We start from the raw sequence: 24,243 nt of genomic DNA, 5'->3' as shown, positions 1-24,243 counted from the left end.
ATTTATAAATTCCGAACCCTTTTTGTCTGCAAACCGAGAGTACTTAAAAGCTCTCTTTCTCTGCTTCTATTTTTTTTATTTCCTCTTCCAAATCATGAATTTCTATTTCCCACTGATCTATATTAGTTTGCAAAACATTAATTAAAAATGGTGAAAGGGCATTTCTATATTTTTTTAATTCTTGAATTAATTTCACTCGATCTTCAGTTAAACCTTGTACTAATTTTTTCTTATTTTCCAAATTTGCATAGACAAAAACTGGTCTGAATTTTCGTATCTCATTATCATGCATATCAGTTGTAACTCCTTTAAAATTGAGTAAAAAATTAAGCTTCATCAATCCAGTTCATCTAATTCTTGTGTATACAAAAACGCTTGGATTTCTCCAAGCGAAAAGCTCAAGACGAACAAGAACTGCATGAAGAACAGCTTGAAGAGGAATCAGAACTGCTGTCATGGGAACCGTTATGGCCACCATGATCTGCATGGCCGGATCCAGTGGAAACTGTGTTCGGTTCATTACCGAAAATATCTTTAAATTCGCTGTCGAAATCATCAGTGCTTGCATAAGTGAAATAGGCGGGAGCTGCGTAGTCAGTCTGATCGTACGTTTTCCGCCAATTCAATTCTGTCATGGGGCGATTTTCTTTAAATTGGGAAGTGAAAGATTCAAAGGTCCGTTCCGCCTGTATACTTGTCGGTTTCCGCATATATTTCTCTTTTAACTGCTCCAGCTCCAACGTTTCAAAATCTCGGAGAAGCGTTAGCCCTTTATCATGTTTGAAAAATTTGCCCCATTTTTGAATGGAATGGGAGTCCACCGTAAATAGCTGTACATAGTAAAAGTCAAAAAGAGTGCGCTCATCGGGTTTGAAAACAGGTTCTGAATGAGGATGGTGCTGAATGGTCCTACCGATGAAAACCTGGCAAAACTCATCATATTCCTGTCTATAGTTCAGCATGATATGCCATAACTCATCGATGACTGAATTAAACATTTCAACTTTTCCAAACACTGCAGCCATAATCAAATAGCGTTTCAATTCACGCCAAGCCTGATTGACCTTTAACTGTGAGTCCCGAGGATGCTTCAGGCGGAATTCAGTATTGACTTTTTCCATATAATTGAAATCCAGTGCTTTATTAAGCTTTTCTATCAATGCTTCTGAAACGATTTCCGTTGCATGCAGATCTAAAGTTTCACCATGGTATTTACGGAATTCATTTTGATAGCGTTCTAATTTAGCCGGTTCACTTAGCCCTTTAACGAAATTGACCAGGAAAACAGCAAAAATTGCCGCAAGAATGACATAAAAGAAGGTCATCTTTGTCCACTCCTCTTAATCTATGGATATATTGCTTTAACATTATCTTACATGTTAATGGAAGGGATTGTAAGTTGTTTTATCTAAAATGTTCCATTGGCGGAAATTGATTAAGCTGGTGAGGTTGCATGACAATACCCCGAATCGGGTATCGTCCTTTCCTTGGCATGTAAGGGGTTTTCAGTTAAAAATCAAGCGCTTCAAATAATGCCTCATATCTAGTATAGTTAGAGAGGAAAAGGGGTGAAGGCATGTACTTGACAGTAAAAGAGACTGCGGAATATCTATCGATGCCGGAATCTTATATAGAAAGTTTGATCGTTCAAAATAAAATTCGCACCGTTCATGATGGTGAGCAGCATTTGATTTTTAAAGATCAGTTTAATATGCATCTTGAACAGATGGAGAAATATAAGAAGGATTTAGCGGATTATTATAACGAACCCATCCCCGAAGATATCGATGTGAAGGATGAAGATTAACATCTGCCCATTTGGTTGATTGGAGCGGAAGGTACGAGACTTCTGAGGGAAAAGCGCGTCTAGAGGAGACCCCGCAGGCGCAAGCTGAGGAGGCTCCGCGACCGCCCGCGGAAAGCGAGTGGCTGGAGCGGAAATCAACGTCCAAATTCTAAAAAACAATAAAAAAGCTTTGACATACTCGATTTTCATTGAGTTTGTCTAAAGTCTGGCATCTGCCGATTTGGCAGATGTTTTTTCATGCAGAAAGTGCTGAGAAATAATGGTCGAATATTCGAAAACGGTCTTAACTACGTCTTCATCCTGAGTCTTACCCATTCAAATAATTTTGTTGTCAATGGAAGGTAATTGTAGTAGAATTCCTCAATTCCGTGTAAAATGAAAGGTAGATGGAATTATCACGGCAGAATGGTAGTTAGGAGATAGGTAAGTGGTAAAAGAGTATTTGCAAAGCGAAGGTTTTTCAAGGTTAATTACATTAATTGTATTAGTTCTCTTTTTAATAAGCATCGGCAGTATGGTTAATATCGTGTTATTCACATTTGTTTTCACTTTCCTGATGGGAAGGCTAGAGCAATTTATCATGATTCGGCTGAATAAAGTGATGCATATCAACTCTAAGGTTGTTATAAGCTTTTTATATGCAGTCGTCATTTCTTGTTTAGCCATCGTTCTTTATAAATATCTACCGGTCATTACGCTACAATTCACGGAATTAGTGACACAGATCGTTTTCTTCTTTCAACATCCACCAGATAGCAGGGTCATTCAATATGCCATTAATATAATGAACGAGCTGCGATCGCCGCTCGATCTTCAAACACAGATGAATACACTCTATCTTTATATATCCGATTTCGGTAAACTGGCATTTCAAATTTTCATTTCCATGTTGCTTAGTCTATTTTTCTTATTGGAAAAAGATAAAATCATTCGTTTCACTTCTAAATTCAAGCGGGCCAAATTTAAATCTTTCTTTATAAACTTAAGCCACTTTGGCGTCAAATTCATCAATTCATTCGGAAAGGTGATTGAGGTCCAGTTCTTGATAGCCATTACGAATGCTGTCCTATCTGTAACTTTCTTATGGATTCTTGGCTTCCCGCAGTTGCTCGGTCTAGGGATCATGATTTTCTTCCTGGGTTTGATTCCGGTTGCAGGGGTCATCATCTCCCTCATTCCACTTAGTATGATTGCCTATAGTATCGGCGGCATGCCCAAAGTGATTGCTGTATTAATCATGATAGTTGTAATCCATGCAATTGAAAGCTATATTTTAAATCCGAAATTCATGTCGGCAAAAACAAATCTTCCAACATTTTTCACCTTCATCATCCTATTGTTTTCCGAGCATTTCCTTGGGATATGGGGATTGATCATCGGAATACCGATTTTCATCTTCCTGTTGGATATGTTAGATATTGAAGAGGGGAATAAGGAAGTTCCATAATAATCATTTGAGCAGCGGCCACGCTAATATGGCCGCTGCTTATTTTTGTTCTATTAAACCTTTTGAAAGGTGGCACTATCTATTTTCAATATAATATCCATTAATTCGAATAAAGGGTAAAAGGGTGCATCTTTCCCCATTGGAGCTTAGCTGCGTATTTGATTTACCAAGTTAATTGATTAAAATTTTATTTTACTAAAGTTATTTATCGACTTTTTATTGCATAAAAAAACAAATAAACGTATAATATTCTTAAAAGAATATACTGAATGTTCTCTAAAGTTAGATTTATCTGTTTTTTAAAAAAAGAGAGTTTACGAGAGAGAAGAGGGGATTATTTTGAAAAAGGTTTCTTTTTTAGTGTTTGCCATGGTAGCTTCTTTGTTACTAGTCATGACAGGATGCGGGAAGGGTAAGGAAGTCTCGACAACTGGTAATGAAGAAGAGTCCAATGGAAAAACACTCAGGATCGTGACGGACGCCAACTATGCTCCATTTGAATATCTTGAAGGCGATAAGATTGTAGGATTCGATGTTGATTTCATCAATGCCGTTGCAAAAGAAGCGGGTTATGAAGTTAAATTGGAAACTGTTGGCTGGGATCCGATTTTTGTTGAAATCGAAGGTAAGAGAGCGGATGTCGCCATATCTGCGATTACAGTGAATGACGAAAGAAAACAATCTTATGACTTCTCGGTTCCGTATTTCTTATCCACAAACAAGATTCTCGTTCCTGAGAATAGTGATATAAAATCTGGAGATGAATTGAAAGGAAACGTCATTGCCGTTCAGACCGGTACTACTGGACAGGAAGCGGTAGAGAAACTCCTTGGAAAGAATCACAAGGATATCAAAAAATTCGAAAATAATAACCTGGCCATTCAGGAATTACTAAAAGGCGGAGCTGCGGCTGTCGTAGCTGATAATACGGTTGTTGAAGAATATGTGAAAAATAACCCCGATCAAAAACTGAAAGTCGTTGAAGATAGCAAAAGTTTCAATGAGGAGTTTTATGGTCTTATGTTCCCAAAAGGCAGTGAATTGAAATCGGAGTTCGATAAAGCCGTGAATGCCATTTATGAAAATGGGAAATATGCAGAAATATATAAAGAGTGGTTTGGTACTGATCCAGATATAGAAACATTGAAATCACAACAATAAAAATAAATGGATAGTAAAAAGATTGCGTAACTTTACGTGTGAAGTTACGCAGTTTTTTTGGCCTTAGGAGGGAAACAAAATGAGTTTTCGCTGGGATATTATTTTTGAATATGCTCCTTTCTTATTAAAAGGAACATTGCTTACTATAGGGCTGTCAGTTTCCTCCATCCTCATCGGAACCTTTTTGGGGTTATTGATCGGTTTAGGGAAAATCATGAGAAACAAGGTGCTTGCCTTTCCATTTTACTGTTATGTCACGGTTTTTCGCGGAACACCGCTTTTAGTTCAAATCTTTTTAATCCATTTTGGAATCGTGCCCTTTTTTACCGGGGAAACGAATGCAGTAACTGCCGGTGTCATTGCTTTATCTTTAAATGCAGCTGCATATATTGCTGAAATTTTCCGGGCGGGCATTCAATCCATCGATAAAGGGCAAATGGAAGGGGCCCGTTCATTGGGAATGACCCATGTCCAAACAATGATACATGTTGTATTGCCTCAAGCCTTCAAACGGATGATTCCTCCGTTAGGAAATGAATTCATCGTATTATTGAAGGATTCATCACTGCTTTGTGTCATTGCTGCCCCGGAATTGATGTATTGGGGGAAAGCGATGGGGAGTCAGTACTTTAAAGTATGGGAGCCATACTTGGCGTGTGCCTTCATCTATCTATTCCTTACCCTCATCTTAAGTTTTGTATTAAATAGACTCGAAAGTAGGTTGAAAACAGAATGATAAAGGTGGAGAATCTTAAGAAGTCATTTGGCGATAATGATGTATTGAAAAATATCAATGCAATCGTTTCCCCTCGGGAAGTAGTCGTGGTGATTGGTCCTTCTGGGTCGGGAAAATCCACTTTCCTAAGGTGCATCAATCAACTTGAAACGATAACGGGAGGCCATATTTTCATTGAAGGGCTTGATACGACAGATAAGAAGGTCAATATCAATAAAGTCCGGACGGAAGTTGGCATGGTATTTCAGCATTTTAACTTATTTCCACATAAGACTGTTCTTGAGAATATAATGCTTGCGCCGATAAAGGTCCGCAAGATATCCAAAGAACAGGCTTCCCAAAGAGGGATGGAACTGCTTAAGAAAGTCGGACTTGCCGAGAAAGCGAACGCATATCCGGATTCATTATCGGGGGGACAAAAGCAGCGCGTCGCAATTGCCAGGGCGTTGGCGATGGAACCGAAAATCATGCTATTCGACGAGCCGACTTCCGCTCTAGATCCGGAAATGGTCGGCGAAGTCCTTGAGGTCATGAAGCAGCTGGCTAAGGAAGGCATGACCATGGTAGTTGTGACCCATGAGATGGGGTTTGCAAAAGAAGTTGGAGATCGTGTGATTTTCATGGACGAAGGTTATATTATTGAAGAAAATATTCCTAGTGAGATTTTCAATAATCCCCAGCAGGAAAGAACTAAAGCCTTTTTGAGTAAAGTGCTTTAATTACACGTAAAGAAAAAAACCTTCCATAAAAGGGAGGTTTTTTTTTTCGGAGTATATCAGGGGGCTTCATTTGATGCATGAAGCGCCTAAAAGCGATTCAGGGCTTTTACCGAGCACAAGCATACTGATTTTGGCATATCCAATATTTTTATTTTGGGAGAAGGTCTGAAGTAATGCCTGGATATTCGGATCATCCTTTAACTTTTGAACTTCCTCTATATATAATCCGATAACGGAGGGCATAACGAATTCAGGGGTGTATTCGTTAGGGTTTTCATCCATGAGTAATGTGCCCATATATTGATATTTAAATTGAAGAGCCCGTGTTAAGGCAACGACATGGAGCAGTTTATCAAATAGTTCGGGGTATGAATATTTAATTTTCTCCAGCGCTGCTTCTGTTGCCTGTAACTCATCGACACTAGATAAAGTGATCATGAATATCTCCTTTTTAGAATATATGGATCCATCAGCATTTACCGTGCTTTTTACTTATACTAGTCTAACCCCGCCGTAACTCATTGTAAAATGGTTAGATGTTATCATGTGCATAACCTAAATCTATGATAATGCTTACATCAATCATGCTAGATAATTCACTGCTTATGTGATAACGCTTCCCTCGTATATTTCAGCCATTCTTTTGCAGCGTATGAAAGGTAATGGTCCTTACTCCAAATAAATCCTAAATTCCAACTAATAGAGGGGTTTTTAACCTTGATTGTCTTTACGCGATCATCATGACGGCATAAACTTTCAGGTAATAGAGCAACGCCAAGTTTACAGTAAACCATTTCCTCAATAAAATCCCATCGTGAACTTTCGGTGACGATATGTGGAGAAAAACCAGCTTCACTACAGGATGAAATGATGAGATCTCGAAGGACGTAATCTTTATTGAATAAGATGAAAGATTCCTTTTCCAGGTCGGCCAAATCAATTTCTTCCACACAAGCATGCGGATGGGAGGGATGGACAATCAAGTTGATGTCTTCTTCCAAAAAAGCAAAATGATGAAAAAGTGCGGTGTTGGTTGGCAGGACTATTACGCCTATATCAATTAAGTCACTTTGAACGGATTCTTCTATTTTCTTTGAACCATCCTCTACTAATTGAAAGGTAATATTAGGATAATCCTCGTGAAAACGGCTAAGTATCCGGGGGAAGAAAGAAGCGTTTATTATCGGCGGAAGCCCGATGCGTATATGTCCCTTTTTCAAACCTACTAAATTGTCCATTTCCGTTTCCAAATTGTGAAAGGCCTTATCAATCAATTTTGCCTGGTCTAAGACGACCCTGCCTGCATCGGTCAAAATCAGTTGCTTGCGTGAACGATCAAAAAGCTCAACTCCTAGCTCGGCTTCCAGGTTTTTAATCATCTTGCTGATGGTAGGCTGGGTAATGAATAAATGGTCGGCAGCCCGAGTGAAGCTATTGAAATTGGTTACCTCTATAAAGTATTGCAAATGTTTAATATCCATTGCGTCACCTGTTATCCTCGTTTAAATTAGTTCCATTTTACCTGTAAACGGAAGTGTTTGTAAAACATGATAAGTTTGGAATTCATGCACGCATAAATAAGCTGGATTCCAAGGGGAACCCAGCCTAGGAAAGGGCTGGTCATAAAGAGTACTGCAGTGAATTTTATTTGACCAGCAAGACAGGAACTGGGGAATGTTGAACGATATAGTGGCTCACGCTGCCAAGGAATTCCTTGAAGCCACTCAATCCGCGGCTGCCCATGATGATAAGGTCGCAATTCTGGGATTTTGCATGTTCCAATAAAGCCGTGATGGCTGAACCCTCTATGACAAATGTTTGGGATGCATTCGGGATTTCGGATAAAAGCGCTTCCGCTTTTTTAATCACTTCCTTGCCATACTTGAGCATGGATTCTTCAATTTCCTGAAAGGCATTGCCATATATATTTGGTTTGATTGGCAGCGTTACAGCGTGAAGCACCTGGATTTCGATAGCGGGATCCAGCTTCGCTAATTCAATCGCTTTTTCTAAAGATTTAAGTGCCAATTCGGATTCATCATAAGCAACTAATATTTTTGAACATAGCATTGAGCGATCATTCCCTTCTTTAAAAGAATATACCCTTAGTATATCAATTTAAATCTTTCATACAGTTTCATATATTATAAATTTTGTGAATAATTATTGAAGTTTACGTTAACGTCAATGTTAAAATGAAGGTAAATAATCCCTTTGCAAAGTGTGGTTTTAACATGTACACCATTTCTGATTTAGCAAAAGAATTCGGATTGACGACAAGGACCCTCCGATATTATGAGGAACTGGGTATGCTTAAACCAAAGCGTACCGAAACGGGAAAAAGGGTTTATGGAAAGAAGGAATATGCACAGCTCAAAATCATAATGCGCGGTAAGAAGTATGGTTTTTCGTTAGTGGAAATAAAAGATATCGTCCTTTTATTCGATAAGGATAGGACAGGCATAAAGCAATTGGAAAAAACGATTGAAACTGCAGGACAGAAGCTGAACGAAATAAATGAACGCATTAAAGAGCTGGATGGGCTGAAGCAGGATTTTGAACAGGTAATCAAAGGCTTTACCGAAACCCTTCATGACTTGAAAGTGAACGATAAAGCAGGCAGGCGGTGAAATAAATCTTGAAAATAGGTTTTGATGATAGTGAAAGATGAATATATATTCTAGAAACAAATGGGGTGAGGATTTGGAAATTCAAGAAACGATTGCAGTTGTGACAGGAGGAGCTTCAGGTCTTGGAGCCGCGACAGTAAGAAACATCATTAAAAAAGGTGGAAAAGCGGTCATATTTGACCTTTCTGAGGAAAAAGGCGCTAAAATGGCTCAGGAATTGGGAGATTCAGTCCTATTTATTAAAACGGATGTAACAAGTGAAGAAAGCGTATCGGTGGCGTTGGATGAAGGGATGAAAAAATTCGGGAGCATCAATGCGGTCATCAACTGTGCAGGTATTGCAATTGCAGAGAAGGTCATAGGCAGAAAAGGTACGCATGAATTGAAAGCGTTCTCAAAAGTCGTGCAAATCAATTTGGTCGGTACGTTTAACGTAATCCGGCTTGCCGCGGAAAAAATGGTCGAAAATGAGCCAAATCAAGAAGGGGAGCGTGGCGTCATTATCAATACTGCTTCGGTCGCTGCCTTTGAAGGACAAATCGGACAAGCCGCATATAGTGCCTCCAAGGGTGGGATTGTTGGTATGACTCTGCCAATCGCAAGGGAGCTTGCCAGCAAAGGGATACGTGTCGTATCGATTGCACCGGGTCTATTCCATACTCCGATGTTCGATTCGTTACCTGATGAAGCTAGGACGTCATTAGGGAAAACCGTACCATTCCCATCAAGGCTCGGGTATCCAGAAGAGTACGCTAAACTAACGGAAAGCATCATAACGAATCCAATGCTGAATGGGGAAACCATCAGACTGGATGGGGCCATTAGAATGTCACCCAGGTAAGTTGTTAATTCCTTCAGGGCAATCCATTCTAAATCCAGGAAAAGAGCCTCCGACAAAGAATTGGAGAGGAGATAAAACAGATGAAACATCCATACCTAAGTGAAGATCATGAGATTTTCCGTAAGTCATTCCGAAAGTTTTTAGAGAAAGAAGCAGTTCCCCACTATGAACGATGGGAAGAAGAGAGGATCATCCCCCGGTCATTTTGGGTGAAAATGGGGGAACAGGGTTTTTTATGTCCGGACCTAGGAGAAGATTATGGAGGTTCAGGGGTAGATTGGGGCTTTGCAGTCATAATTAATGAGGAATTGGAAAGAGTCGGTTCTGGTTTCATTGGTTTCGGACTTCACAGTGACATCACCGTTCCGTATATTTCCGCATACGGAAATGAGTCACAGAAACAGCGCTGGCTTCCCAAATGCACGACGGGGGAAATCATTACAGCCATTGCCATGACAGAGCCTGGTACAGGTTCGGATTTGGCCAATATTAAAACGACTGCCATTTTGGACGGAGATCATTACATAGTAAATGGCCAAAAGACATTCATCACGAATGGCATACATGCGGATTTGGTCATCGTTGCCTGTAAAACGGATCCAAATGCAGTTCCGAAACATAAAGGCGTTAGCTTAGTCGTGGTCGAAAGGGATACACCCGGGTTTTCCAGGGGTCGAAAACTGAAGAAGCTTGGTTTGCACAGTCAGGATACAGCAGAGCTCATCTTCGAGGATTGCCGTGTTCCAAAGGAAAACCTGCTTGGTGAAGAAGGCAAAGGGTTTAATTACCTAATGGATAAACTGCAGCAGGAGCGACTTGTGGTGGCAATTTGTGCTCAAACCGCATCTGAGGATATGCTGGCCGATACGATTGAGTATGTGAAGGGCAGGGAAGCGTTCGGAAAATCCGTAAGTCAGTTTCAAAATACTCAATTCAAAATCGCGGAAATGGCAACGGAAATCAAAATGGGGCGTGCCTTCCTAGATCAATTGATCACCAAACATATGGCTGGTGAACAGGTTGTAACGGAAGTTTCGATGGCAAAATGGCGTTTGACGGAGACTGCCAGAAAAATATCCATTGAATGCATGCAGCTTCATGGCGGCTATGGATATATGGAGGAATACAAGATTGCCAGAAGGTATCGGGATGTTCCGGTAGCGAGCATCTATGCAGGGACAAATGAAATCATGAAGAAGATCATCGCTAAGAATATGGGTCTTTAATTTAATAAAAAGGTTGAGAAGGGAAGAGAGTATATGCGGGAAGTGGTTATCGTTGAAGGGATTCGCACGCCAGTAGGCAGAAGGAACGGTGTCTTGAAAGACGTCCGCCCTGATGATCTGGCAGGGGAAGTATTGAAGAAGCTGATTGAAAAGGCGGGCATCGATCCGGCTATTGTCGATGATGTCATTTTAGGCTGTGTTTCACAGTCGGGCGAACAGGCCGGTGATATAGCAAGGGTTGCTGCACTGATTGCCGGATTTCCGATTGAAGTGCCGGGAACGACGATTGACCGTCAATGTGGATCAAGTCAGCAGGCAGTCCACTTCGCTTCCCAGGCCATCTTGTCGGGTGATATGGATGTGGTAGTGGCAGGTGGAGTGGAAAACATGTCACGAGTTCCCATGGGGTCTAATTACCAAGGTGCTGTAACAAGCCAAAAGTATATGGACCTTTATGAGGTGATCAACCAAGGGTTATCAGCTGAGAGAATTGCCGATAAGTGGGGAATAACACGTGAAGATTGTGATCAGTTTTCCGTGGAGAGCCATGCCAAGGCAATACGTGCTCAAAAAGAGGGACATTTTAATCGTGAAATGATATCAGTATCGGGTACTGATAAAGAAGGAAATCATATCGAAGTTACGGAAGATCAAGGCCCAAGGGGTGGAACTACGCTTGAAGTACTTGCTGGATTGAAACCGGTTTTCCAAGAAGACGGTTTAATCCATGCGGGGAATTCAAGTCAAATCAGTGACGGTGCTGCCGCTTTATTATTGATGGAACGCAGTAAAGCCGAAGAGCTTGGATTGAAACCGCGCTTTAAAGTGCATACACGGGTTGTTGTCGGGTCAGATCCCACCCTGATGCTTACGGGGCCGATTCCCGCCACCCAAAAAGCTTTGGAAAAAGCAGGTCTTACAATTGATGATATCGACATATTTGAAGTGAATGAGGCTTTCGCTCCTGTACCGATTGCCTGGCTAAAAGAAACGGGGGCAGACCCGAAGAAACTGAATCCAAATGGCGGGGCGATTGCCTTGGGTCATCCTCTTGGCGGCAGCGGGGCCAGATTGATGGTGTCAATGATCCATGAGTTAGAAAGGACTTGCGGCCGTTATGGGCTGCAAACAATGTGTGAAGGCCATGGGATGGCGAATGCGACCATCATAGAAAGATTGGACTGAAACTGGACATTCCATTTATGAATATTCGTAATTCGCACGAAAGTAAAAGCTGAAAAGGGATGAAGCCGACCATCGCAGGCTTTGCCTGAACTCTTCCTGTTGATGGTGGGCCTACTTGAGGAGGAAAATGATATGTCAGTGACGATTAAAAATATCTTTGATCAGACGGTTCAGGAATTCCCCATTAAAGAAGCTATCTACGACGTGAGAAGAAATATCCGCTATACGTACATTCAATGGAATGAGCAGGTTAATAGGTTGGCGGCGGCCCTTCAAGCGGAAGGGGTGCGGAAAGGGGACAGGGTCTCTACGTACCTTTACAACAATGAAGAGCTTGCAACAGCATTCTTTGCCTGTGCAAAAATCGGTGCAATCTTTAATCCAATCAACTTCCGGTTAATGCCGGAAGAGTTGGCTTTCATCTTGAACGACGCTGCTCCAAAGGTCGTTTTATTCGAACATGAATTGGAAGTGAACGTTGCCGCGGTTGAAAAGCGTTTTTCGGAAACGGCCTTTTGGTATATTGATGATGATGTACCTGGATATGCCAAAGGTTACCGCCAGAAATTGGCCAGTATCTCATCAAAGCCAGAAGAAGTGGATGTTCACGAGGATGATATCTATGCCATCATGTATACGAGCGGGACTACCGGACGTCCCAAAGGGGTCATCCACCTTCATAAAGATATGGTCAAACAAGCAGAGATTTTAATAGAAGCAATGAAGTACGAACGCTCTGATATCGGTTTGATCACTGCACCGATGTTCCATTGTGCCGAATTGCACTGTTCCTTTTTACCTCGCGTACAGGTCGGTGCCGCAAATGTCATATTACATCAGTTTAATCCCAAAAAGGTAATGGAACTGATTGAATCAGAGGGGATCACCAAGTTTTTTGCTGCTCCTACGATGTGGAACATGCTCATTCAGGAAAACTTGGATGATTATAAATTCCAGAGTTTGAAGCTTGGGCTTTATGGAGCAGCCCCGATGGCCCCCTCACTTGTAAGGGCCTGTCAGGAGAAACTCGGCATGCAGTTCATCCAAGCTTATGGAATGACTGAAATGGGTCCCGCCATCACTCTCCTATTGGAGGAAGATCAAATTAGGAAAGCGGGTTCTGCCGGCAAGGCATGCTCCGAACATGAAATCATCATTGTCCGCCCGAATGACGAAGGGCCATCGGATCCCGAGGATATGCTTGAACCTGGGGAAACAGGGGAGATCCTTGTGAAGGGTCCATGTATCATGCAGGGTTACTTTAAAAAAGATAGAGAGACCGAAACGGCGCTTTACAAAGGCTGGTACCATTCCGGTGACATCGGTTTCCTGGATGAGGATGGATATCTGTGGGTCAAGGACCGGGTGGACGACATGATCATTTCCGGAGGGGAAAATATATATCCACGGGAAGTGGAGGATACATTATATGAGCATCCAGGAGTTCTCGACTGTGCAGTCCTTGGTCAGCCAGATGATCATTGGGGGGAAATGGTAACGGCCTTCATCGTAGCCAAAGACCCAACGCTAGCGGAATCCGACTTAGAAACCTGGTGTAAGAACAGTGAAACACTGGCGAACTATAAACGTCCAAGAAGATATATCTTCAGTAATGAGCTGCCTCGAAACGCAAGTGGGAAGATGCAAAAATTCTTGCTTCGTAAACAGTTGGAAGAAAATGCTGATGGAAAAAGTTTGGGGAACCTTCTTTAATGCTGGGGTCAATAGCAATAAGCCTACTGACAAGTTAGGGGTGGAAAAGTCATTTGGCATACGATAATACTTGGAGGTAAGACATAATATAGACCGTAACAGATAGTTATTATATAAATAATAATCCTGTGGAACAATTCAAGGAGAGAGAATAGTTATCCACAATAATAATGCTGAGTGGTTAGCTTAAAATCCACTTTATCCACATAATCCACAGGGTTATCCAGAAATAACATTATTTTCATGTTGATAAGGTGATTTATTGTACTTGTTTTTTATCAGTATTTTCTGAATATATCCACAATATACACAGGGCTGTGGATAAGCTGTGTAAATAAAGAAAACATAAGGGGCTGATTAACAAGCCCCTTGGTTGGTTTCTCCTGCTTATAAGCGGCGATTATGAGCACGGCGGTCAGCCGCATTTGCCCGGGCTTGTGCCTCGATGTCTTTCTGGTCAGCCAGTTCGGAAGAATATTCAACGTCAAGTCCGTCACTTTTCAGGTTTTTAGGAACCTGAGGAAGTTTCTGTGTGTTCTTATCTCGATTATGGTGTATGTTATTGCGTCCCATGTTAGCGCCCCCTAGAATAAAAAATAAGCTGGAGATGAATTCATTTATCATCTCCAGCTTATTTTGTGTTGAGTGGCTGTTCAAAATGTACGGGAAAAAACTCCAAACTTAACGACGGGATTTCTTTTCGGTATATCCACCAGCCCGATCTGCTTTTTTAAATTCGCGAGCATAAAGAATCGCTTGTGTACTAGTCAAGTTACTTTTCTCTTTATCGTGTTTTTTAAGCAATTAGATCATCTCCATTCCACTTAATATCCCTATTTTTTCCTAAAATGACCCTTTCATACGTGAGAATCTTCTTTTAAGATATTTTGTAAAGCTTCTTTAAGGGTTGGAAAGGAGAAGGTGAATCCTTCCACTTTAAGTTTAGCGGGAAGGACATTTTGCCCTTCAAGTACAAGTATGCTCATTTCCCCAAGCAGTTTCTTGAGGAAGAAGGGAGGTACGGGCAACCAATGGGGCCGGTGCAGGACAGCTCCTATCGTTTTCCCGAATGTATCCATCTGAACGGGGTTCGGTGCAGTAAAATTGATTGGACCTTCTATCCGAGCATCGTTCATGCAAAAGATGATTGCACGGACCACGTCATGGATATGAATCCAGGAAAGCCACTGATTCCCTTTGCCCATCTTTCCTCCGCCGAATAGTTTATAGGGGAGGACCATCATTGGCAGTGCACCGTCTTTTTCTCCAAGAATCACCCCGAATCTTGTCAGAATCAACCTTTTACTGTAAGAGCGTGATTTAGCCGCTTCCTTTTCCCATAGTTGAACAGTACGGGCCAAGAAATCATCACCAATCGATTCAGAGGTTTCGGTAAAGGTTTCATTGTCCGAAATCCCATAATATCCGATTGCACTTGCATTAATGATGACGGACACTTTATCGGGCAGTATGGAAATGATCCGGTTCATCTCTTTGGAAGCTTCGACCCTGCTTTCGACAATCCGGCGTTTTCGTTCAGGTGTCCAACGCCCGCTGTTTAAAGATTCACCAGCAAGGTTAATGAAAACATCGAGCCCTGCCAAGTGTTTTTCCGGCTTTGCGTCCTTGGTCAACCAGCCGATATATGTCAAATTAGTCTGTTTATTAAATTTTTCGGGATGACGCGTCAAAATATATATATCATGATTTTCTTTTGATAATTCATCAATAAGGGCTGTGCCGACAAAACCGCTTCCACCAGCAATGGCTATTTTCATGAAAACCACTTCCTTTCCCTTTCTTTCCTTCACTTTAACATGCCCATGTTCTTTTTTCATTTTTAGACATGCTATATATAGAAATGGTAAACGTAAAGGGGTAAAGTAGTGGAGGGGGTGGATTTATGCCAAACATAACAAAAATAACAACCCAAAAGAAACGTAAAGATCGTTATAACATTTTCGTTGACGAAAAATATGCCTTCAGTGTAGACGAAGAAGTGCTACTGAAATTTCACTTGAAAAAGGGTATGGAACTTGATGACCTACTTTTAGCTGAAATACAATTCCATGATGAAATCCAAAAAGCATTTACCGATGCACTTAATTATTTATCATACCGGATGCGCTCGGAATCGGAAATTCGCCTTTATTTAAAAAAGAAGGAAACGGAAGAGCCGATCATTAAGGAAGCGATACATAAACTTTACAGCTTTAACTATTTAGACGACCTTGAATTTGCCAAGGCTTACGTACGGACCCATGTGAATGGCGGCAATAAAGGGCCCACTACCCTTAAGCTCGAGCTTAAGGAAAAAGGGGTGCAAGAAAAGTTGGTTGTCGAGGCATTGAAGGAATACCCCTATGATATTCAGATTGAACATGCAAGCAAACTTGCTGGAAAAGCAGTCAAAAAGGAAAAAAACATTTCCGAACGAGCTTTAAAGCTGAAGGTTGAACAAACCTTGTTACGGAAAGGCTTCCCAAGAGATGTCATCCATGAAGCACTTGAAGATGTGACGGTTGAAAAGGATGAAGATGAACAATGGGATTCTCTTTGCCACCATGCCGAAAAAATGCAACGTCGATATAAAAACCATGAAGGCTTCGAATATGAACAAAAAATGAAGCAGGCATTATACAGAAAAGGTTTTCCAATAGAATTGATTGAGCGTTATCTTTCCAATCCTGATGAGGATTAAGTGCATCGATAGCCAAATCGCAAAATTTTGTTTAATATAGAGGTAAATTAATATTTCATTTAAGGAGTCATATATATGAGCGACGTAAGATACAGCAAGTTGTCCGCCTATGAACTACAGCAGGAAATTGCAGCGTTGACTGAAAAAGCGAGAAAAGCAGAGCAATTGGGAATGGTTAATGAATTTTCAGTATTGGAACGAAAAGTGACGATGGCAAAGGCCTATTTGTTAAATCCGGATGATTTCAAAAAAGGTGAAATATATCAAATTGACGGAGATCCCGGTGTCTATTTCAAAATTGATTATATGAATGGCGTATTCGCCTGGGGATACCGCTTAGGCGGAAGCGGTAAGGAAGAAGCACTGCCGATTTCAATGTTAAGATAAAAAGGAACCGGGGAACTACCCGATTCCTTCTGGTGCATCTTTTAATTCGATCGCTCGTTTGAGGCTTTCATTCTTTCTTGAGGGTGTGTATTTATACTGCCATCTGCACGCTTTGAAGCATACCTTGCTTTGGCACGAGGCTCGCCTTGGAATTTATTATTGTTTTGGTTGGGGAATCCTTTTTGTTTATTTCGCAAATTTTTCTCCTCCAAGCATCAGATTAAAGACAGAAGCGTTTCCGCTTACCACTAGTATGGGTATGGAACAGTATAGTTCATTCTGTAAAAATATTGGCAATGAGGTGGTTCTAATGAATGATTACCATGAAAGATTAACCAAGATACTGCTTGAGAAAAATGAACACATCACGTATGAGCAAGCTTTGACTTGGGTGGAATTATTATGGGAAGATTTCGAGGCGACCTATGCAAAGGCCGGGCATGAATATGCCGGAGAAGAAATGACATCGCGAGTTGTAAGGACCTGGATTGATAACTACGGTGAGCAATTCCACGAATTCATTGCAAAAAACCCTAAATATCAACAGTTATTAAATCAGCAGAATCGAGTGCATTAAAAAAGCTGATTCCAGAGGGGTTCCCTGGAATCAGCTCTTTTTCAATACGCAGTGACTACAAAATAATATTCAATTTCTTCTGCAGTTTCGCTTCGCTAAAGATCCAGCCGGTATAAGAATTCAAGATATTCAATTCGCTGTCTAAATGGACCACTGCCACAAACGGGTAATATCCATTGCTGCGGTATCTTAAATCGATAAAACGGACTTCATAATATTCTTTAATCTGTTCGATTTCAAATCGGTAAACCGGCGAAAAGGACAGAAAGGCTGCCAAGTTGATATCCTTTTTGGCGGCTTCAAGAATTTCACTTTCAGGCAATGGCACTCGATCGAAGGTATCAAGAATCGTCACATATCCATTATCGGCCCGTGCCACATAATAATTCTTTTCGGTAATCACCGCAATTTTCCAGCGATGAAAACGCATGGTCGGTGATAATAGGATTTTCCTTGCTCCTGGAATTTGCTTTTTGACCACTTTTTTTATAAAAGCTTGTTCCCTGAACCTGGAAATATAATAAATGACGAGTATTCCGTAAATGGAAAGAAATAAATAGCCTGGAGGAAATCCATAGCCCCATAATATCAGGCCGGCAACATGTATTCCAAAAATGAACGGGTCAAATGTATTGATGACCCCTAAAGCTACCCATTTAGACGAAATCGGCCTGAGAGCCTGGGTCCCATAAGCATTGAATATATCCACGAATACGTGAAGGAAAACGGCTAAAAAGGTCCAAAGCCAAAGATGAAGGTAATTTGCTTCAGGTAAGATGGCGAAAAGTGCTCCGCTGATAATCAAGGGCCAGAGTAAAACAGCGGGAATGGAATGCGTGATTCCACGGTGGTTTCGTATATATACAGCGTTATTCCTTAATTTTAAAACAGTGTCAATGTCCGGAGCTTGTGATCCCAATATCGTACCTGCTATGACTGCACTTGCAGTGACTGGGCTCTGCGCAATGACAGGATCTAATGTGGCAAGACCTCCAAGAGCAATTCCCATGACAAAGTGAGTACCTGTATCCAAAAAACTAACCTCCCTGCCACAATTTGAAAAAAATGGTCTTCTTTCATCATACCGTATTTATATATTAACCATCAAATGAATATAATTTTGATTTATTTCCGTGAATCTTTACAAATAAATGAATATGAACATGATATTAAAAAAAGAATGGCCTACTATAGGTATTCCCAATTTTGATAAGAGTGTAACATCTTTGGAGGAACTGATGTGAAAGAAATAACGATCCCGACAATAGAAAAAATAAAAATCGATGAATTTCAAAAAGATTTGGTTTCCTGGTTTCTCGAAGAACAAAGAGAATTGCCATGGAGGGAAAATAAGGACCCGTACCGTGTTTGGGTTTCTGAAATAATGCTGCAGCAAACGAGAGTGGACACGGTGATTCCTTATTTCAACCGGTTTGTGGAATGGTTTCCTACACTCGAGGATTTTGCCAATGCCGATGAAGAGAAAATCCTAAAAGCATGGGAAGGGCTGGGATATTATTCACGTGTAAGGAATCTGCATAGTGCCGTTCAGGAAGTGAAGGCATCCTATAATGGGATTGTACCGGATGATCCCGATGAAATATCCAAATTGAAAGGTGTCGGCCCTTATACAGCTGGTGCGATACTTAGTATCGCATACGGTAAGCCGGAGCCAGCCGTTGATGGAAACGTCATGCGTGTTTTATCAAGGATATTGATGATATATGAAGACATTGCAAAGCCAAAGACAAGAAAAACTTTCGAAGCAGCCGTCAGAAAGCTGATCGATCATGAACATACCTCAGCCTTCAATCAAGCGTTGATGGAACTTGGAGCATTGATTTGTACACCAGGTAAGCCTGCTTGCCTATTATGTCCCGTCCAAAGTCATTGTCTAGCATTTGAAGCTGGGGTTCAGTTGGAATTGCCGGTGAAAATCCAAAAGAAAAAGACGCGGGATGTACCAATTGTAGCTGCCGTTTTAACGAATGAAAAAGGTGAGTTTTTAATTCACAAGCGAGCACCAGAAGGATTGCTTGCAAATCTTTGGGAATATCCGAATTTCGAAAACCATTCATCCCTTTTGCATAAGAGGGAGTTCTTCGAAAGTAGGTTTCAGGAAATGTATGGCGTCAAACCGGAAATCACTGAATCACTTGTAAGAATTGAACATGTTTTCTCACACCTCGTTTGGAAAGTGGACACGTATATCGGAGTGGTCAAAGAAGCCATCAGTGAAGAGACATTAAGAGAACAGCAACTTAAGTGGGTGAGTGAGGCAGAGATGGAGGAGTTGGCATTTCCGGTTTCCCACCAAAAAATGATGAGAGCGTATAAAGAAAAAGAGTGTATCGAATAAATCTTTATAGTATTCAAGCATTCATGGGGTCAATCATATTACATTCTTTATTTTTTGGGTGCGATTTGTATTTCCCTGGGAACAGGGATATTATGCTAAAAGAGGATATCCGCTAAGATATCCTCTTCCTTTTGTTGATTATTAAAACGATATCCGTATAAAATCAATCGTAAATGGTTTTCGTTCCATGGGTATAATCTGCTTCTTGTCTATTAAGTCCGCCTCTATTTTCAATTTCTTTGACGATTTCGCTATGGATACTCTGTCCTTCTTGGTTTAAATAAGGTACCATTTGTTGAAGGGAGTGATGAAAATAGGCAAGTTCACTATTTTCCCAATCCGATTTTTGCATCATCGATAACTCTGTCATATCACGTCCAACATACATAACAGTAACACTCCTTAAAAAAAATGATTTTTATTACTAGGTGTTTACTCAGAAAGGATGAATAAACGTATGGAACAAAAAGTGGCACTCGTTACAGGTAGCAGTAAAGGTTTAGGCAGAAGCACGGCAATAAGGCTTGCAGAGGAAGGTTACGACCTCGTTATTAATTATGCCCGGAGCAAGTCGAAAGCATTAGAAGTGGCGGCCGAAATTGAAGCGTTAGGGCGCAAAGCCCTTGTAGTTAAGGCAAATGTCGGTGACGTTGCGAAAGTGAAAAGCATGTTCGAGGAAATCGATGCTTATTATGGACGTTTGGATATTTTCATTAATAATGCGGCCTCTGGAGTGCAGCGCCCATTGATGGAGCTGGAGGAATCCCATTGGAACTGGACCATGGACATCAATACAAAAGCCCTCCTTTTCTGCGCACAGGAAGCGGCGAAATTAATGGAGAGGAACGGCGGAGGGAAAATTGTCAGCATCAGTTCACTGGGATCCATTCGCTATTTGAAAAATTATACAGCTGTTGGAGTTTCCAAGGCTGCACTTGAAGCACTGACAAGATATTTAGCGGTCGAACTGGCTGCAAAAAATATTTGTGTCAATGCTGTATCAGGCGGTGTGATCGATACGGATGCCCTGAAGTCTTTCCCGAATCGGGATGAAATGCTTGCTGAGGCGGCAGATCAGACTCCCGCTGGCCGGATGGTCGAGGTGGAAGATATGGTGAATACCATCCTGTTTTTAATTTCCGATGGAGCCAGTATGATTCGTGGACAAACCGTAATTGTTGATGGAGGCATTTCATTGCTTGTTTAATGTAACTGGAAAAATTTAAATGATTTTTGTTGGATAGCACTCCTGGATAATGGTTATCTTATTATCGTGGAGGTGATATCAATGGCTAAAAACATGAATAAATCACAAGCAGGTACAAATGTTCAACAAGTGAGACAACAAAACGCGCAATCTCAACAAGGTCAAGGTCAATTCGGTACAGAGTTTGCTTCTGAAACCAACGCTCAAGAAGTGAGACAACAAAACGCGCAATCTCAACAAAGAAAAGGCCAAGGTCAAGCACAAGGCCAATTCGGTACAGAGTTTGCTTCTGAAACTAACGTTCAAGAAGTGAAACAACAAAACCAAAAATCTCAAAGCAATAAAAACCAAGGCTAATTGCCGATGAAAAAGCATCCTTCTTATGAAGGGTGCTTTTTTTTGCCTTTCATTGTATTCGACAAATGTTTCGTTGTGTTTACATTTTATGTCAAAGGAAAAAGCTGATTAAAATAGAATATACATACTTATAGAAAAAATACAGATTAGGAAGGTGCATTCATGGAGGAATTTAACCGGCTTATTAACAACCAGTTGAAAACGATGGATAAGCTTTTACTTTTACAATCCGAAATCGAAAGATGCCAAGATATAGAGAAGCAACTCCTTGCCCTGGAAGAGGAGAGTGAAGCGGTCACCATTCAGGAAGAGATTCAACTCAAAAAGCAGGAATTGAAAAGTATCCATGATATGTTCGAGAAGCAAACGGAAGAAGTCATCCGTTATTTTCAGCAAGGACAGGCTGCCATACGATAAATAACCGGCTAATTTCTTAGTTAAAATGGGTGGATGGTCAGACTTTTTCGACTTATTTACACATTTTCACTGGGAGATTAGCCACTTTTGTTTTAAATTTGTGAATAAATCGCTATAATATAGGAATATAGGGTAAATGGAAAAAAGTATATATTTTAAATACACACAACAACTGCAAACGGAATAGGGCACAGTACGCTGTCAGGGTGTCTATAGAAAGTAGGGAGAGATAAATGGGGATTGTTCCTGCCGAAGGAGGAAAAATCCAAATCCACAGCTATAAACATAATGGACATATCCATCGTATCTGGGAAGAGACAACCGTTTTAAAAGGGACCCAAAATCTGGTGATAGCAGCGAATGACCGTACTATGGTAACGGAATCAGATGGAAGGACCTGGATTACGAGAGAGCCGGCGATTTGCTATTTTCATTCAAAGTATTGGTTTAATGTTATTGGTATGTTGAGAGAGGACGGGGTTTATTATTATTGCAATATCAGTTCGCCGTTCACATACGATTCGGGAGCATTGAAATACATTGATTATGACCTGGACATTAAAGTATTCCCAGATATGACGTTTAATTTGCTGGATGAGGATGAATATGAAAGGCATCGGAAAGAAATGAATTACCCGGATGCCATCGATTCAATATTGAAACAGAACGTAGACTATTTGATTTATATGATACGCCAGCGAAAAGGACCATTCTCCGCAGAGTTTATTGATAGTTGGTATGAACGCTTTTTAACCTATCGATGATAGAAAAGGCCTGCTGCTTAATTGGCAGGCTTTTTCATTGTGTAACATATATCTACACAACTGTTTCAATCTATCACGATGCAGGAACCATTAAACCTCCTTTAAATGTGTTTGAAAGTTAGTGAATGAAATCCTTTTGATACTTAATCTTCGAAAAGGAAAATATAATTGAACAGTGCATATAAGATTCCAAATTGCTGGTATGGACTTTTTTCATTTGGATTTAATGATTCAGAAAAGGAGGTATTCCGTGGGGAGCATTAAGAGATATTTGCAATTCGTCAAACCATATAAATGGCAGATAATCGGAACGGTACTGATTGGATTGTTAAAGTTCGCAATTCCACTTCTGCTTCCATTGCTCAGTAAGTATATAGTGGATGACATCATCGGAAATGGTGACCTGTCCAAAGCCGTGAAATCCGAACGCCTTTTATGGGCAATGGCCATCATGATTTTCATTTTCGTTGCAGTTAGACCGCCGATTGAGTATTACAGACAATATTTTGCGCAATGGACCGGAACGAAAATCTTATATGATATTCGTAATGATTTATTTACTCATATACAGAAACTGAGTTTTAAATATTATTCCAATACAAGGGTGGGCGAGGTCATTTCGAGGATGATCACGGATGTGGAACAAACGAAGAACTTTGTCATCACGGGTTTGATGAACCTTTGGCTCGATATAGCAACGATCATCATAGTGATAGTCATCATGTTTACAATGGACGTGAAGTTAACCGTTGTATCGATCATCATGCTTCCTTTTTACGCATTTTCGATTAAGCATTTCTTTGGCAAGCTGAGAACCTATACAAGGATTCGATCCCAAGCGTTAGCTGATGTACAGAGTCACCTTCATGAACGGGTTTCAGGGATGTCAGTCATCAAAAGCTTTGCGATAGAAGACAGGGAACAGGAATTGTTTGCGAAGCAAAACAAGAATTTCCTCGATAAGGCCCTAAAGCATACAAGCTGGAATGCCAAGTCATTTGCCGTCGTGAATACGATCACGGATATTGCCCCCTTGCTCGTAATAGGATTTGCCGGTTATCAGGTCATTCATGAACAATTGTCACTGGGTACCATGGTTGCCTTCGTCGGTTTCATTGACCGGCTTTATAATCCCCTCAGACGTTTAGTAAACTCTTCGACGACAATGACCCAGACATTGGCGTCCATGGACAGGGTTTTTGAGTTTGTGGATGAGAAGTATGATATCGATGACGAACCAGGGGCGAAAGAGCTTAAGCATGTGGAAGGCAGAATAACCTTTCAGGATGTATCGTTTGCTTATGACGAAAAAGAGGCACCAGTTTTGAAACATATAAACTTGGATGTCAAACCAGGGGAAACCATTGCACTTGTCGGGATGAGCGGCGGCGGGAAATCCTCGATCGTCAGTTTGATTTCCCGTTTCTATGATGTGACGGAGGGAAGGGTATTATTGGATGGGACGGATATCCGTAAGTATCAAGTCCGCTCCCTAAGAGATAAAATAGGAATGGTTCTACAGGATAATATCTTATTTAGCGAATCGGTTAAGGCCAACATCCTTATGGGACGACCTGATGCAAGTGATGAAGAAGTATTTGAAGCGGCAAAGGCGGCGAATGCCCATGACTTCATCATGGGTCTGAAAGAAGGATATGAAACGAAAGTCGGGGAGCGGGGAGTTAAATTATCCGGAGGCCAAAAGCAACGGGTGGCCATTGCGAGGGTATTTTTGAAAAACCCGCCAATCCTTGTACTTGATGAAGCCACATCCGCATTGGATTTGGAAAGTGAACACTACATCCAGGAGGCGCTGGATATTTTAGCGAAAGACCGGACAACCATCATCGTGGCCCATCGGTTATCCACCATCACCCATGCCGATCGGATCGTTCATATCGATAATGGGGAAATTACGGAAATGGGAACACACGAAGAACTTATGAAAAAGCAAGGGCATTACTACAACCTATTTCAAGTACAACAATTGGATTCTTAAGAAGAATAGG

Annotated in this window: 30 protein-coding genes; 19 read left to right on the top strand and 11 right to left on the bottom strand. The window is 41.0% G+C overall.

What is annotated here, in order from left to right; translation table 11 throughout:
• Positions 1-43 precede the first annotated feature (43 nt).
• A complete protein-coding gene (locus ACIROD_RS23570; RefSeq protein WP_402944886.1) occupies positions 44-292 on the bottom strand; it encodes a hypothetical protein in 249 nt (82 codons plus the stop codon).
• 106 nt (positions 293-398) lie between these two features.
• A complete protein-coding gene (locus ACIROD_RS23565) occupies positions 399-1,325 on the bottom strand; it encodes a glycine-rich domain-containing protein (RefSeq protein ID WP_402944883.1) in 927 nt (308 codons plus the stop codon).
• A gap of 251 nt (positions 1,326-1,576) precedes the next feature.
• Here ACIROD_RS23565 and ACIROD_RS23560 point away from each other — a divergent pair, with 251 nt between their 5' ends.
• From ACIROD_RS23560 to ACIROD_RS23540, 5 genes are all read left to right on the top strand, one after another.
• Entirely contained in the window at positions 1,577-1,807 is a 231-nt protein-coding gene (locus ACIROD_RS23560) for an excisionase family DNA-binding protein (RefSeq protein ID WP_048687214.1), read from the top strand.
• A gap of 427 nt (positions 1,808-2,234) precedes the next feature.
• On the top strand, positions 2,235-3,254 hold the full coding sequence (locus ACIROD_RS23555; RefSeq protein ID WP_230178816.1) for an AI-2E family transporter: 1,020 nt from the start codon (positions 2,235-2,237) through the stop codon (positions 3,252-3,254).
• Positions 3,255-3,593: 339 nt separating this feature from the next.
• Entirely contained in the window at positions 3,594-4,415 is an 822-nt protein-coding gene (locus ACIROD_RS23550; RefSeq protein ID WP_101225941.1) for a basic amino acid ABC transporter substrate-binding protein, read from the top strand.
• A gap of 79 nt (positions 4,416-4,494) precedes the next feature.
• Complete coding sequence (locus ACIROD_RS23545) at positions 4,495-5,151, top strand: amino acid ABC transporter permease (protein WP_101225942.1); 657 nt, start codon at positions 4,495-4,497, stop codon at positions 5,149-5,151.
• Positions 5,148-5,870, top strand: coding sequence for an amino acid ABC transporter ATP-binding protein (locus ACIROD_RS23540; RefSeq protein WP_076371113.1), 723 nt, complete (start codon positions 5,148-5,150; stop codon positions 5,868-5,870). The genes ACIROD_RS23545 and ACIROD_RS23540 overlap by 4 nt, the downstream gene beginning before the upstream one ends.
• Positions 5,871-5,936: 66 nt before the next feature.
• Here the strand turns inward: ACIROD_RS23540 and ACIROD_RS23535 are convergent, their stop codons facing one another.
• From ACIROD_RS23535 to ACIROD_RS23525, 3 genes are all read right to left on the bottom strand, one after another.
• The gene (locus ACIROD_RS23535) at positions 5,937-6,308 is read right to left on the bottom strand and encodes a hypothetical protein (RefSeq protein WP_101225943.1); all 372 of its coding nucleotides are present in this window, start codon (positions 6,306-6,308) and stop codon (positions 5,937-5,939) included.
• Between the two features lie 158 nt (positions 6,309-6,466).
• Positions 6,467-7,351: a cidABC operon transcriptional activator CidR gene (gene cidR, locus ACIROD_RS23530; RefSeq protein WP_402944877.1), complete on the bottom strand. Its 885-nt coding sequence runs from the start codon at positions 7,349-7,351 to the stop codon at positions 6,467-6,469.
• A gap of 163 nt (positions 7,352-7,514) precedes the next feature.
• Positions 7,515-7,940 carry a universal stress protein gene (locus tag ACIROD_RS23525; RefSeq protein WP_101225945.1) on the bottom strand — a complete coding sequence of 142 codons (426 nt, stop codon included), beginning with the start codon at positions 7,938-7,940 and terminating at the stop codon, positions 7,515-7,517.
• A gap of 164 nt (positions 7,941-8,104) precedes the next feature.
• Between ACIROD_RS23525 and ACIROD_RS23520 the strand changes: the two genes are divergently transcribed.
• The 5 genes from ACIROD_RS23520 to ACIROD_RS23500 all read left to right on the top strand — a co-directional run bounded on the left by ACIROD_RS23520 (position 8,105) and on the right by ACIROD_RS23500 (position 13,465).
• Positions 8,105-8,500 (top strand): MerR family transcriptional regulator, encoded by a 396-nt coding sequence (locus ACIROD_RS23520; protein WP_402944873.1) that lies wholly within the window; start codon positions 8,105-8,107, stop codon positions 8,498-8,500.
• 73 nt (positions 8,501-8,573) lie between these two features.
• Positions 8,574-9,341, top strand: a complete 768-nt coding sequence (locus ACIROD_RS23515) for a 3-hydroxyacyl-CoA dehydrogenase (protein WP_101225947.1) — start codon at positions 8,574-8,576, stop codon at positions 9,339-9,341.
• Between the two features lie 80 nt (positions 9,342-9,421).
• Entirely contained in the window at positions 9,422-10,567 is a 1,146-nt protein-coding gene (locus tag ACIROD_RS23510; RefSeq protein WP_402944868.1) for an acyl-CoA dehydrogenase family protein, read from the top strand.
• Between the two features lie 33 nt (positions 10,568-10,600).
• Positions 10,601-11,752: a thiolase family protein gene (locus tag ACIROD_RS23505; protein ID WP_402944865.1), complete on the top strand. Its 1,152-nt coding sequence runs from the start codon at positions 10,601-10,603 to the stop codon at positions 11,750-11,752.
• A gap of 132 nt (positions 11,753-11,884) precedes the next feature.
• Positions 11,885-13,465 carry a fatty acid--CoA ligase gene (locus ACIROD_RS23500; RefSeq protein ID WP_402944862.1) on the top strand — a complete coding sequence of 527 codons (1,581 nt, stop codon included), beginning with the start codon at positions 11,885-11,887 and terminating at the stop codon, positions 13,463-13,465.
• Between the two features lie 387 nt (positions 13,466-13,852).
• On the opposite strand, the gene ACIROD_RS23495 is transcribed toward ACIROD_RS23500, so the two are convergent.
• The 3 genes from ACIROD_RS23495 to ACIROD_RS23485 all read right to left on the bottom strand — a co-directional run bounded on the left by ACIROD_RS23495 (position 13,853) and on the right by ACIROD_RS23485 (position 15,243).
• Positions 13,853-14,038: a YfhD family protein gene (locus ACIROD_RS23495; RefSeq protein ID WP_402944859.1), complete on the bottom strand. Its 186-nt coding sequence runs from the start codon at positions 14,036-14,038 to the stop codon at positions 13,853-13,855.
• 108 nt (positions 14,039-14,146) lie between these two features.
• Positions 14,147-14,269, bottom strand: a complete 123-nt coding sequence (locus tag ACIROD_RS23490; RefSeq protein ID WP_081088510.1) for a YfhE family protein — start codon at positions 14,267-14,269, stop codon at positions 14,147-14,149.
• Positions 14,270-14,322: 53 nt separating this feature from the next.
• Positions 14,323-15,243 carry a TIGR01777 family oxidoreductase gene (locus ACIROD_RS23485; protein WP_402945096.1) on the bottom strand — a complete coding sequence of 307 codons (921 nt, stop codon included), beginning with the start codon at positions 15,241-15,243 and terminating at the stop codon, positions 14,323-14,325.
• 125 nt (positions 15,244-15,368) lie between these two features.
• Between ACIROD_RS23485 and recX the strand changes: the two genes are divergently transcribed.
• Both recX and ACIROD_RS23475 read left to right on the top strand, forming a co-directional pair.
• Positions 15,369-16,166, top strand: a complete 798-nt coding sequence (recX, locus tag ACIROD_RS23480) for a recombination regulator RecX (RefSeq protein WP_402944856.1) — start codon at positions 15,369-15,371, stop codon at positions 16,164-16,166.
• 75 nt (positions 16,167-16,241) lie between these two features.
• Positions 16,242-16,553: a YfhH family protein gene (locus ACIROD_RS23475; protein WP_402944853.1), complete on the top strand. Its 312-nt coding sequence runs from the start codon at positions 16,242-16,244 to the stop codon at positions 16,551-16,553.
• Positions 16,554-16,594: 41 nt separating this feature from the next.
• Here ACIROD_RS23475 and ACIROD_RS23470 read toward each other — a convergent pair whose 3' ends face one another.
• Complete coding sequence (locus ACIROD_RS23470) at positions 16,595-16,750, bottom strand: small, acid-soluble spore protein K (RefSeq protein WP_034305387.1); 156 nt, start codon at positions 16,748-16,750, stop codon at positions 16,595-16,597.
• A gap of 113 nt (positions 16,751-16,863) precedes the next feature.
• On the opposite strand from ACIROD_RS23470, the gene ACIROD_RS23465 reads away from it, so the two are divergent.
• A complete protein-coding gene (locus ACIROD_RS23465; RefSeq protein WP_101225953.1) occupies positions 16,864-17,130 on the top strand; it encodes a YfhJ family protein in 267 nt (88 codons plus the stop codon).
• Positions 17,131-17,185: 55 nt separating this feature from the next.
• Here ACIROD_RS23465 and ACIROD_RS23460 read toward each other — a convergent pair whose 3' ends face one another.
• Positions 17,186-18,163, bottom strand: a complete 978-nt coding sequence (locus ACIROD_RS23460) for a metal-dependent hydrolase (RefSeq protein ID WP_101225954.1) — start codon at positions 18,161-18,163, stop codon at positions 17,186-17,188.
• Between the two features lie 207 nt (positions 18,164-18,370).
• Between ACIROD_RS23460 and mutY the strand changes: the two genes are divergently transcribed.
• Positions 18,371-19,489, top strand: coding sequence for an A/G-specific adenine glycosylase (gene mutY / locus ACIROD_RS23455; RefSeq protein WP_402944849.1), 1,119 nt, complete (start codon positions 18,371-18,373; stop codon positions 19,487-19,489).
• Positions 19,490-19,652: 163 nt separating this feature from the next.
• Here the strand turns inward: mutY and ACIROD_RS23450 are convergent, their stop codons facing one another.
• Positions 19,653-19,877: a hypothetical protein gene (locus tag ACIROD_RS23450; protein WP_101225956.1), complete on the bottom strand. Its 225-nt coding sequence runs from the start codon at positions 19,875-19,877 to the stop codon at positions 19,653-19,655.
• Between the two features lie 69 nt (positions 19,878-19,946).
• On the opposite strand from ACIROD_RS23450, the gene fabL reads away from it, so the two are divergent.
• The 5 genes from fabL to ACIROD_RS23425 all read left to right on the top strand — a co-directional run bounded on the left by fabL (position 19,947) and on the right by ACIROD_RS23425 (position 24,233).
• Positions 19,947-20,696 (top strand): enoyl-[acyl-carrier-protein] reductase FabL, encoded by a 750-nt coding sequence (gene fabL / locus ACIROD_RS23445; protein ID WP_230178804.1) that lies wholly within the window; start codon positions 19,947-19,949, stop codon positions 20,694-20,696.
• 81 nt (positions 20,697-20,777) lie between these two features.
• Positions 20,778-21,053 (top strand): gamma-type small acid-soluble spore protein, encoded by a 276-nt coding sequence (locus tag ACIROD_RS23440; RefSeq protein ID WP_402944846.1) that lies wholly within the window; start codon positions 20,778-20,780, stop codon positions 21,051-21,053.
• A 162-nt stretch (positions 21,054-21,215) separates the two neighbouring features.
• The gene (locus ACIROD_RS23435; protein WP_063577340.1) at positions 21,216-21,470 is read left to right on the top strand and encodes a YgaB family protein; all 255 of its coding nucleotides are present in this window, start codon (positions 21,216-21,218) and stop codon (positions 21,468-21,470) included.
• Between the two features lie 233 nt (positions 21,471-21,703).
• The gene (ntdP, locus tag ACIROD_RS23430; RefSeq protein WP_048685440.1) at positions 21,704-22,234 is read left to right on the top strand and encodes a nucleoside tri-diphosphate phosphatase; all 531 of its coding nucleotides are present in this window, start codon (positions 21,704-21,706) and stop codon (positions 22,232-22,234) included.
• A gap of 250 nt (positions 22,235-22,484) precedes the next feature.
• Positions 22,485-24,233: an ABC transporter ATP-binding protein gene (locus tag ACIROD_RS23425; RefSeq protein WP_101225958.1), complete on the top strand. Its 1,749-nt coding sequence runs from the start codon at positions 22,485-22,487 to the stop codon at positions 24,231-24,233.
• Positions 24,234-24,243 lie beyond the last annotated feature (10 nt).

The sequence above is a fragment of the Peribacillus sp. NPDC101481 genome, from assembly GCF_044767165.1.
Classification (GTDB): Bacteria; Bacillota; Bacilli; order Bacillales; family DSM-1321; genus Peribacillus.
This window is presented reverse-complemented; position numbering and strand designations above follow the sequence as displayed.